At 62.7% G+C, this 10,203-nt stretch carries 7 protein-coding genes; all 7 read left to right on the forward strand.

Annotation, left to right across the window (positions count from 1 at the left end):
* Positions 1 to 58 precede the first annotated feature (58 nt).
* The 7 genes from HMPREF2927_RS07470 (at position 59) to HMPREF2927_RS07500 (ending at position 10,147) form a co-directional block, all read left to right on the forward strand.
* A complete protein-coding gene (locus tag HMPREF2927_RS07470) occupies positions 59 to 1,192 on the forward strand; it encodes an ABC transporter ATP-binding protein (RefSeq protein WP_070686845.1) in 1,134 nt (377 codons plus the stop codon).
* Positions 1,189 to 2,139, forward strand: coding sequence for an ABC transporter permease (locus tag HMPREF2927_RS07475; protein WP_070686847.1), 951 nt, complete (start codon positions 1,189 to 1,191; stop codon positions 2,137 to 2,139). Before HMPREF2927_RS07470 ends, HMPREF2927_RS07475 begins: the two co-directional genes overlap by 4 nt.
* A gap of 730 nt (positions 2,140 to 2,869) precedes the next feature.
* Positions 2,870 to 4,972, forward strand: coding sequence for a transketolase (gene tkt, locus HMPREF2927_RS07480; RefSeq protein ID WP_070686849.1), 2,103 nt, complete (start codon positions 2,870 to 2,872; stop codon positions 4,970 to 4,972).
* A gap of 173 nt (positions 4,973 to 5,145) precedes the next feature.
* Entirely contained in the window at positions 5,146 to 6,246 is a 1,101-nt protein-coding gene (gene tal, locus HMPREF2927_RS07485; RefSeq protein WP_070686851.1) for a transaldolase, read from the forward strand.
* A 277-nt stretch (positions 6,247 to 6,523) separates the two neighbouring features.
* Positions 6,524 to 8,071, forward strand: a complete 1,548-nt coding sequence (gene zwf / locus HMPREF2927_RS07490) for a glucose-6-phosphate dehydrogenase (protein WP_070686853.1) — start codon at positions 6,524 to 6,526, stop codon at positions 8,069 to 8,071.
* On the forward strand, positions 8,068 to 9,054 hold the full coding sequence (locus HMPREF2927_RS07495; RefSeq protein WP_070686854.1) for a glucose-6-phosphate dehydrogenase assembly protein OpcA: 987 nt from the start codon (positions 8,068 to 8,070) through the stop codon (positions 9,052 to 9,054). Before zwf ends, HMPREF2927_RS07495 begins: the two co-directional genes overlap by 4 nt.
* Entirely contained in the window at positions 9,047 to 10,147 is a 1,101-nt protein-coding gene (locus HMPREF2927_RS07500; RefSeq protein ID WP_070686856.1) for a 6-phosphogluconolactonase, read from the forward strand. The genes HMPREF2927_RS07495 and HMPREF2927_RS07500 overlap by 8 nt, the downstream gene beginning before the upstream one ends.
* Positions 10,148 to 10,203: the final 56 nt, after the last annotated feature.

The following is a 10,203-nucleotide window of genomic DNA, read 5'->3' on the forward strand; positions in this document are numbered from 1 at the left end:
GGCATAAGATGAAGGGGCACACACGCTCCTTCATCGCAAAAATCGAAAGTGACTGTCTATGGAGACCACCACCGCGGGCCAGCAGGACCACCCTGGGCGTGCATCCGCCGCGCCAACGGCACACGCTGAGCACCACACAGAGCCCAGCGCCTCCCCCACCGCACGACGACGCATCGTCACCGAAGAACCGGCGCTCACCATTAAAGACCTCATCAAAGAGTTCAAACCCTCACGCGCCTTCCGCGCCAAATACCCCGAACGGCTCACCGCCAGCGGGCTCTACCGCGCCGTCAACAACGTCAACCTGCGCGTCTTCCCCGGTGAGGTGGTCGTCCTCCTCGGAGCCAATGGTGCCGGCAAAACCACGACCCTCGCCTGCGCCCAGGGCCTACTCAAACCCACCCGCGGTACCGTGCGCCTGCTCGGTGAAAACCCGCTGCAGGCGGATCCGGAGCTACGCGCCAAGGTCGGCATTATGCTCCAGGACGGCGGCCTACCCAACGCCATGCACCCCATTCCGCTACTCGAGCACATCTCGACCATGTACACCGACCCGTACCCGGTCGAAGAGCTTGCAGAACGCCTCGGCATTGATGCCTTCAACGGCACCACGATTCGCCGCCTCTCGGGCGGTCAGAAGCAGCGCGTCTCCCTTGCCGCCGCCCTCATCGGTCGCCCGGACGTGCTCTTCCTCGACGAGCCCTCCGCGGGCCTGGATCCGCAATCCCGCAACGTCGTCTTCGACATCATTCGTGAACAGCGTGAACTCGGCACCGCAATCGTGCTCACCACGCACCTGATTGACGACGCGCAGAAGCTCGCCGATTACGTCTACATCATTGAAAACGGCGCCACAGTTCAGGAAGGTACCGTCTCCGAGCTCATCGCCAGCGACGGCACGAACCGCCTGCAGTACACACTGGATGCACCCACCCCCACCCGTGAGCAGCTGCTGCCCGCGCATCTGCGTGCCGGTGTGGAGCTCATCGAGAAGGTGCCCTACACCCCGGCTCGTGACGGCGCACCCTCCGTGCCCGGCGCGTATGAGCTGGTCGGCGCGCTACGCCCCGAGCATCTGGCGGCGTTCACCGCGGCGCTCGCCGAAGGTTACCTCATGCCGATTTCTCTCACCATGGAACCGAAGACTCTTGAGGATGTCTTCCTCGACATTTCAGGACGTGATATCCGATGAGCAACACCGCACGCACTAACAATAACCGGGCGACCAACAACCGGGCGGCAGAAAACCAAGTAAAAGAAAAGCCTGCAGAAGAGAGCCGAGCGGAAGGGAACCGAATGGAAGAACGCACCGCGAACACCCGCTCCGCCGTAGACACTCGCCCTAAGGTCTCTTCTATTGACGAAGACGAGGAGTACATTCCCCCGCGCGCGAACTACCCGCTCGTGCGCGTGATTGAGCAGGGCCGCTACGAAACCATGGCGATGCTACGCAACGGCGAGCAGCTGATGCTCAACATTATTTTTCCCGTCATGGCGCTTATCGCCCTGCGGTTCACCGGTCTGATCGATGAATACGCGAACTCGGTGGGGGTATCCCGCATGGATGCGGCGGTCCCCGGCGTTCTGGCGCTCTGCGTGATTTCTACGGCGCTGTCCGGTCAGGGCATTGCGACCGGTTTTGATCGCCGCTACGGCGTGCTGCGGTTCCTTGCGACCACCCCCCTGGGCCGTAACGGCCTGATCATGGGCAAGTGCATTGCGGTGCTGGTGGTCGTGGCGATTCAGTTCACACTGGTGGCGGCGCTCGGGTACGGTCTAGGCTGGCGCCCGGACGCTATCGCCGTCTCGCGCTCCATCATCACGATGCTCATGGGTGCCGGCGCGTTTACGGCGCTGGGTCTGCTCATTGCCGGCACGGTGCGTGCGGAGGCGACCCTCGCCATCGTGAATATTGCCTGGGTGATTCTTGCCGGTGCCGGCGGCGTGGTGTTCCCGTTGAAGTCCTTCCCCGACTGGTACGCCGGAATCGTGGCGTGGTCGCCCTCGGCGGCTCTGGGTGACGCGTTGCGCGGCAACTTCATTCAGCATCAGTGGCTCGCCGACCCGCACTGGGTGTTGATTGTGTGGACTGGGGTCATTGGGTTTGTTGCCTCGCGTAAGTTCAAGTGGTCCGACTAGCAGCAACCTGGCAGGCAGCGCTTTTCGCGCATACAGATAAAGCAACCACAGGTTAATTAAAAGGCGGGCGCCGGATATGTTCCGATCATATCCGGCGCCCATTCATATAACACAAACCTTTAGCCTCAACCCCGCACAAAGTGCACGGTCAGAGACTAAAAGAAAGCACCTCCTCCAGAACCTTTTATCTCACCACCACAGTAAGATAATCAACGGTTCTTGCGCGGAGGAGGGGCTTCAATCACCGAGATGTAGACCGACCCAACCACTGTTTCGGTCTACAACCTTCCTGCTCAACCTTAACATGAGCTTCACCACTTACACAAAAATTGTTACGTTACTGAACAATATTCAGCGCATAGCTCACCAACACACCCTAACCACGCACCAGCCACACGCCACGAAACCCGACTGAAACCCAGCTAAAACCCGACTGAAACTCACCAAGTCCGCGCTCCGGCGGCACATTCGCCCCCGAATCGCCCCGCATCATCCCTGCGCCGTGCACGTATCACCCTGTGAATGTCTGCATTCACACACCGGATCCTGCCGCCTCGTGAACTATCCTGTTAAAACGAAAGGGTCGAAACAAACCTCCCGGCGCCCCGCACCTACCCGGGCACCTACCCGGCGCGGGAATAAACACCCCCGAAGGCACGTTACACCCGACGGACAGCGCGCTAGCACAAGCCTGCTGGCGCATCCACTCACGTTGTGAAAGGACACCCACGTGGCAGAGAACTTCCAGTGGACAGAAACCGACCAGCGCGCCGTAGATACCGCACGTATCCTCGCCGCAGACGCCGTAGAAAAGGTCGGATCCGGCCACCCCGGCACCGCAATGAGCCTGGCGCCGGTCGCCTACCTGCTCTTCCAGAAGGTCATGAACCAGGATCCCTCCGACGACCGCTGGGAAGGCCGTGACCGCTTCATCCTCTCCCCCGGCCACACCTCCCTCACCCTGTACACTCAGCTGTTCCTCGGCGGCTACGGCCTCGAAATGAGCGACCTGAAAGCCCTGCGCACCTGGGGTGCCCTCACCCCCGGCCACCCCGAATACAAGCACACCAAGGGCGTAGAAATCACCACCGGCCCGCTCGGCCAGGGCCTGGCATCCGCCGTTGGTTTCGCCTACGCACAGCGCCGTATGCGCGGCATGTTCGACCCCGAAGCAGCACCGGGCACCTCCCCCTTCGACCACCACGTCTACGTCATCGCCTCCGAAGGTGACGTGCAGGAAGGCGTCACCGCCGAGGCGTGTGCGCTCGCAGGTCACCAGGAGCTCGGCAACCTGATCGTCGTCTGGGACCGCAACCACATCTCCATTGAGGAAGACACCGACGTTGCCTTCACCGAGGACGTAGCAAAGCGCTACGAGTCCTACGGCTGGGATGTTCAGCGCGTGGACTGGACCCGCACCGGTGACTACGTTGAGGACGTCGCAGAACTGTACGCCGCTATTGAGCGTGCGCAGGCTGTCACCGACAAGCCCTCCTTCATTGAGCTGCGCACCATCATCGGCTACCCTGCACCCACCAAGCAGAACACCGGCGCAGTGCACGGCTCCAAGCTCGGTGCTGAAGAGGTCGCCACAACCAAGGAACTGCTCGGCTTCGACCCCGCCAAGAGCTTCTTCATCGAGGAGAACGTCCTGGCACACACCCGCCAGCTCATTGAGCGCGGCGCCGCAGCACACAAGGCATGGGACGAGAAGTTCGAGGCATGGGCCAAGGCTAACCCCGAGCGCGCCGAACTGTACAAGCGCCTCGTCGCAGGCGAACTGCCCGCAGACTACAAGGCTGCCTTCCCCGTGTTCGAGGCTGGCACCTCCGTAGCAACCCGCGCGGCATCCGGCACCGTCATCAACGCTATTGCTGACACCTTCCCCGAACTGTGGGGCGGCTCCGCTGACCTCGCCGGCTCGAACCTGACCACCATCAAGGGTGCGGATTCCTTCAACCCGGCATCGCGCAGCACCGAAGACTGGACCGCGAACCCCTACGGTCGCGTGCTGCACTTCGGTATTCGCGAGCAGGCTGCCGCAGCAATCGTTAACGGCATCGTGCTCTCCTCACCCACCCGCGCGTTCTCGGGCACCTTCTTCGTGTTCTCCGACTACCAGCGCCCGGCTGTTCGCCTCTCCGCGCTGATGGGCGTTCCCGCACTGTACGTGTGGACCCACGACTCCATCGGTGTGGGCGAGGACGGCCCCACCCACCAGCCGATCGAGCACCTCTCCTCCCTGCGCGCTATCCCCGGCTTCGACGTGGTTCGCCCCGCGGACGCTAACGAAACCGCCGTCGCATGGCGCACCATCCTGGAGAAGTCCGACCGCCCCGCAGGCCTCGTGCTCTCCCGCCAGAACCTGCCCGTCTGGGCTCGTGAAGACGTGCACGCAGACGCTGAGGGTGAGAAGTTCGCTTCTGCCGAGGGCACCGCACGCGGCGGCTACATCATGGCTGACACCGAGGGCACCCCGGACGTCATTCTGATCGCTACCGGCTCCGAGGTTGAGCTCGCTGTTCAGGCTCGCGCAACCCTCGCAGAGCAGGGCATCGCCGCCCGCGTGGTTTCCATGCCTTCGCGTGAGTGGTTCGCTGAGCAGGACGCAGAGTACCGCGAGTCGGTTCTGCCCTCCTCGGTTGCAGCCCGCGTCTCCGTCGAGGCTGGCCTGGCAATGAGTTGGTACGACCTGCTCGGCACCGCCGGCCGCGCCGTATCCATCGAGCACTTCGGTGCATCCGCCGATGCGAAGACCCTGTACCGCGAATTCGGTATCACCGCGGAGGCTGTCGTGGCTGCCGCTAAGGATTCCATCGACGCCGCTAAGTAGGCAGTAGCAACGCCGCGGTAATTGCCGCGCACACTGCGCTCCCCCCCTGTACGGGTGGGGTGCGGACGCAACGGGTAGGCTCCGGCTGACCGCTCAGCCGGAGCCTCCCGCCGCCCAGAAGATTTCACTGATATCTCAAATTTCAATTTCGACAAAGAATCGAAGGTTTTCACATGTCTGAGTCCACTCAGAAGCTTTCCGACGCCGGCGTCTCCATCTGGCTTGACGACCTCTCCCGTGAGCGTCTGACCAGCGGCAACCTCGCCGAACTCATCAAGACCCACAACGTCGTCGGTGTGACCACCAACCCCACCATCTTCGCTGGCGCGCTCTCCAAGGGCGCCGCATACGCCGAGCAGATGCGTGAGCTTGCCGCCGCCGGTGCGAGCGTTGAAGAGGCAGTCTTCGCCGCAACCTGCGACGACGTGCGCGCAGCCTGCGACGTGTTTGCACCCGTCTACAAGGCATCCAACGGTTTTGACGGCCGCGTCTCCATCGAGGTTGACCCCCGCCTGGCACGCGACGCCGAAGGCACCGCCAAGATGGCACGTGAACTCTACGAGCGCGTGGGCCGCGAAAACGTCATGATTAAGATCCCCGCAACCCAGGAAGGCCTGCGCCCCATCGCGGAAACCCTGGCTGCTGGCATCAGCGTGAACGTGACCCTGATCTTCTCCCTGACCCGCTACCGCGAGGTCATCAACGCCTACATGCTCGGCCTGGAGCAGGCGCTGGAGAACGGTAAGGACCTGTCCACCATCCACTCGGTCGCATCCTTCTTCGTCTCCCGCGTAGACACCGAAATCGATGCGCGCCTCGAAGCTGCCGGCGGCGACGCTGTGCAGCTCAAGGGCAAGGCAGGCCTGGCAAACGCACGCCTCGCCTACGAGGTGTTCGAGGAAATGTTCTCCTCCGAGCGTTGGGCACGTCTGCAGGCACACGGCGCGAACGTACAGCGCCCGCTGTGGGCATCCACCGGTGTGAAGGACCCGTCCCTGCCGGACACCCTGTACGTCACCGGCCTGGTTGCACCCAACACCGTGAACACCATGCCCGAGGCAACCCTGAACGCTGTTGCCGACCACGGCGAAATCACCGGCAACACCATCGTGCCGAACTACTCCGAGTCCAACAACGTTCTGGACGCTATCTCCGTTCACGTCTCCTACCCGGAGGTCGTGGAGAAGCTCGAGGTTGAGGGCCTGTCCAAGTTCGACGTCTCCTGGGAAGAGCTGCTGCAGACCGTCCGCGAGGCACTCGAGCAGGCTAAGTAGCCGCACCCCAGTAGCCGCCGAAAATATAGCGCGGCACTAAACACTGTCGGTGTGCACCGCCCGATGCGCACCGCAACACCGTGACCCAATCCGCCGGGGTTCCCGTCAGAGCTTCACCGCTCGGGGAATCTCGGCGAATTAGGGTGCCACTGAAACAATCCCGTCAAAACCGGTACAATACAGGGTACACACCTTCCAGAATGCGGCATCGCCTCCGCGCGACAAGGTACGAACCGCGCGCCGCACGAACCAACCAAGGCAATCAAAGGAATATATTGTGACTATCGGTCATGAAGCGAACCCCCTCAGGGACACTCGCGACCGCCGCATTACCCGCATTGCGGGGCCGTCCGCGCTCGTCTTCTTTGGCGTAACCGGTGACCTGGCCCGCAAGAAGCTGCTTCCGGCAGTGTATGACCTCATGAACCGCGGTTTGCTCCCCCCGAGCTTCGGCCTTGTCGGCTTCGGCCGCCGCCCCTGGAGCGATGACGATTTCCGCTCCTACGTACGCGAATCCGTTGAAGCACACGCCCGTACCCCCTTCCGCGAAGACGTATGGAACCAGTTCCAGCAGGGCATGCGATTCGTCGTAGGTGCCTTTGACGACGACGCAGCCTATGAACAGCTCAAGAGCACCCTTGCCGAACTCGACGAGCGTGGCGCTCACGGCAACCACGCCTTCTACCTCTCCATCCCCCCGAAGGCATTCGAGCAGGTCCTCACCAAGCTCGCCGAACACGACCTCGCATCCCGCGATAACGACACCATCAACCCCGTCGACGGTTGGCGCCGCGTGGTCATTGAGAAGCCCTTCGGCCACAACCTTGAGAGCGCACGCGAACTGAACTCCATCGTGGAGGCAGTCTTCCCGCCCGACGCAGTATTCCGCATCGACCACTACCTGGGCAAGGAAACCGTTCAGAACATCCTGGCGATGCGTTTCTCCAACCAGATGTTCGAGCCCCTCTGGAACTCCCACTACGTGGATCACGTCCAGATCACCATGGCTGAAGACATCGGCATCGGCTCCCGCGCAGGCTACTATGACGGCGTGGGTGCGGCCCGCGACGTCATCCAGAACCACCTGCTGCAGCTGCTCGCCCTCACCGCCATGGAAGAGCCCCTCAGCCTCGACGCTAAGCACCTGCGCGCCGAGAAGGCGAAGGTCCTCGAAGCAGTCCGCATCGACGACCTGCCGAACTCCTTCGCGCTCGGCCAGTACGCCGCAGGCTACCAGGGCGGCGAGCACGTCAATGGCTTCTTCGACGAGAACGACATCCCCGCAGACTCCCGCACCGAAACCTTCGCAGCGCTGAAGGTGTCCATCGCAAACCGCCGCTGGGAAGGCACCCCCTTCTACCTGCGCGCCGGCAAGCGCCTGGGCCGCCGAGTCACCGAAATCGCCGTGGTCTTCAAGAAGTCCTCCGACCGTCTCTTCGGCGAACGTGAAAACCCGCAGGTCGGCCAGAACGCCATCGTCATCCGCGTGCAGCCCGACGAAGGCATGACCATCCGATTCTCCGCGAAGGTGCCCGGCACCCAGATGGAAATCCGCGACGTCAACATGGACTTCGGCTACGGCCACTCCTTCACCGAAGAGTCCCCCGAAGCCTACGAACGCCTCATCCTGGACGTTCTGCTCGGCGAGCCGCCGCTGTTCCCCCGCCACGAAGAAGTTGAGCTCTCATGGAAGATCCTCGACCCCTTCGAAGAGTACTGGGAAGAAAACCGCATTAAGCCTGAACCCTACGAGTCCGGTTCGTGGGGTCCGCGTTCAGCACACGAGATGCTTGAGCGTGACAACCGCGCTTGGAGGCGCCCGTGATCTCGCACCTGCATAACACCACCGTTTCCGCAATCAACAAGGAACTGAGTCACCTGACTGCCGCCAACGGTAGCCTCAGCAGCGGACGAGTACTCACCCTCGTTGTTCTCGCGGAAAAGGGCCACTCCCGTGAAGCAATGCGCGCCGCAATTCGTGCCTCCCACGAACACCCGAGCCGCATTATCGTGCACATCTCCCACGACCCGCTCGACCCCGACCAGCTGGACGCAGAAATCCACCTCGGCGGCGACACCGGCGCGTCCGAGATGATTGTTCTGCGCGGCTGGGGTAGCGCATCCCGCCCGACCGAAGCACTGATCTCCGGTCTGCTGCTGCCGGACTCCCCGATTGTGGTCTGGTGGCCGCACTCGGTGCCCGAGAACCCGGCACAGCACTCCATCGGTCGTATCGCGCAGCGTCGCATTACCGACTCTGCACGCGCCGACGACCCGAAGGAAGCGCTGCACAAGCTCACCGACGTATTCCGTGCAGGCGACACCGACCTGGCGTGGACCCGCCTCACCCTGTGGCGCACCCAGCTGGCAGCGCTCATGGAGCAGATGCCTTCCTCCCCCGTGCGCCGCGTGGTTGTGTGGGGTTCGAGCAAGTCCCCGTCCGTGGTGCTGCTCGGTACGTGGCTCGGCTGGAAGCTTGAAGCACCCGTGCACCTCGCCACCATCGGTGCGGCAAACCGCGGCCTGTACCGCGTCAGCATTGAGCGTGAAGACGGTTCCGTGACGATGTTCCGCCCCGGCATTTCCGTGGCAACCATCTCCACCCCGTACGCACCCAATCAGCAGATTGCGCTGCCGGTGCGTACCCTCGCCGAGTGCATCTCTGAGGAGCTGCGCCGCCTCGACCCGGACGACACCTACGGTGACGTGCTGAAGCAGGCGCTGCGCACCGTCACCCTCGTCGATGACACCTGCCAGCCTGAAGACATGCTGGACCTCGAAGAATACCCGGAGGTTTTCGATGCCTAAGATTCAGAACATGGGCGCATCCACCCCCACCCTGGTGGCGCACCCGACCCGCGAGGCTCTCGCAGCGGACGCGGTGACCCGCATCCTCGACATCATTGAGCACGTGCTCTCTGAGCGCACGATCGCCCACATTTCGCTGACCGGCGGCACGATGGGTATCGCCACTTTGAAGGCGTGGGCTGAGAACGAGCGCGTAAAGGATATCGACTGGTCCCGCGTGCACTTCTGGTTCTCTGATGAGCGTTACGTGCCCGAGCGTAGCCCCGAACGTAATGACGGTCAGGCTATTGAGGTGCTGCTCGCTCCCCTGCTGTCGCACGGCCTGGTCGTGGGCAATGTGCACCGTATGGGTCCGTCCGATATTTTCACCGGCCTAGAAGCTGCAGCTGAGCACTACGCCTTTGAGATGCGCGACTACGCCGGTTCCGCACCGGCTGTGAGCGTGCAGATGCCCGAGGGCGCAACCGAACTGCCGCTGGCTGGTGGTCACGGTGGCGGCGCAGGTCACGAGCACAGCGGCTCCGGCGGTTGTGGTTGTGGTGGCGGCGGTTGCGGTTCTTCCGCACCCGAGCAGTCCATCGAAGAGACCACCTTGGACGAATTTGATGCTGAGGCTGCTGAGGCTTCGGAATCCGCCGGTGGTTGCGGATGCGGCGGCGGAGGCTGCGGTGGTGGTGGCGGCCAGTGGCCCGCACCGGTCTTTGACATCACCCTGCTGGGCATGGGCCCGGACGGTCATATTGCTTCCCTGTTCCCGGGCCGTAAGCAGGTTCTGCTGGGTACCGGCCTGCCGGAGGATCCGGTTGAGGGCGGTAAGGCTGTGACCGTGATGGTTTCTGATTCGCCGAAGCCGCCGGCTGAGCGCGTGTCGGTGACCCTGCCGATTATCAATAATTCGCGTCACGTGTTCTTCCTCATCACCGGTGAGGATAAGCAGGATGCGACCAGCCGCCTCCTGGCTGGCGCGAAGCTGGACGCTGAGGACCTGAACTCGCAGCTACTGCTGGAAACCCCGGCGGTGGGTGCGCGCGGTAAGAAGCAGACCCTGATTTTTGCAACCGAGGAGTCGCTGGCTCCTGAGAACCGCCCGTAAGGTTCTGGTTCTGAACTGCATCAACAAAAGAGTGGAGCCCCGGATAGTTTCGACTA

The organism is Rothia sp. HMSC061E04, from assembly GCF_001813685.1.
In the GTDB taxonomy this organism is placed as follows: domain Bacteria; phylum Actinomycetota; class Actinomycetes; order Actinomycetales; family Micrococcaceae; genus Rothia; species Rothia mucilaginosa.

Coding starts and splice junctions, on each gene's coding strand:
- HMPREF2927_RS07470 (WP_070686845.1), top strand. CDS start 59: ATGGAGACCACCACCGCGGGCCAGCAGGACCACCCTGGGCGTGCATCC.
- HMPREF2927_RS07475 (WP_070686847.1), top strand. CDS start 1,189: ATGAGCAACACCGCACGCACTAACAATAACCGGGCGACCAACAACCGG.
- tal (WP_070686851.1), top strand. CDS start 5,146: ATGTCTGAGTCCACTCAGAAGCTTTCCGACGCCGGCGTCTCCATCTGG.
- HMPREF2927_RS07500 (WP_070686856.1), top strand. CDS start 9,047: ATGCCTAAGATTCAGAACATGGGCGCATCCACCCCCACCCTGGTGGCG.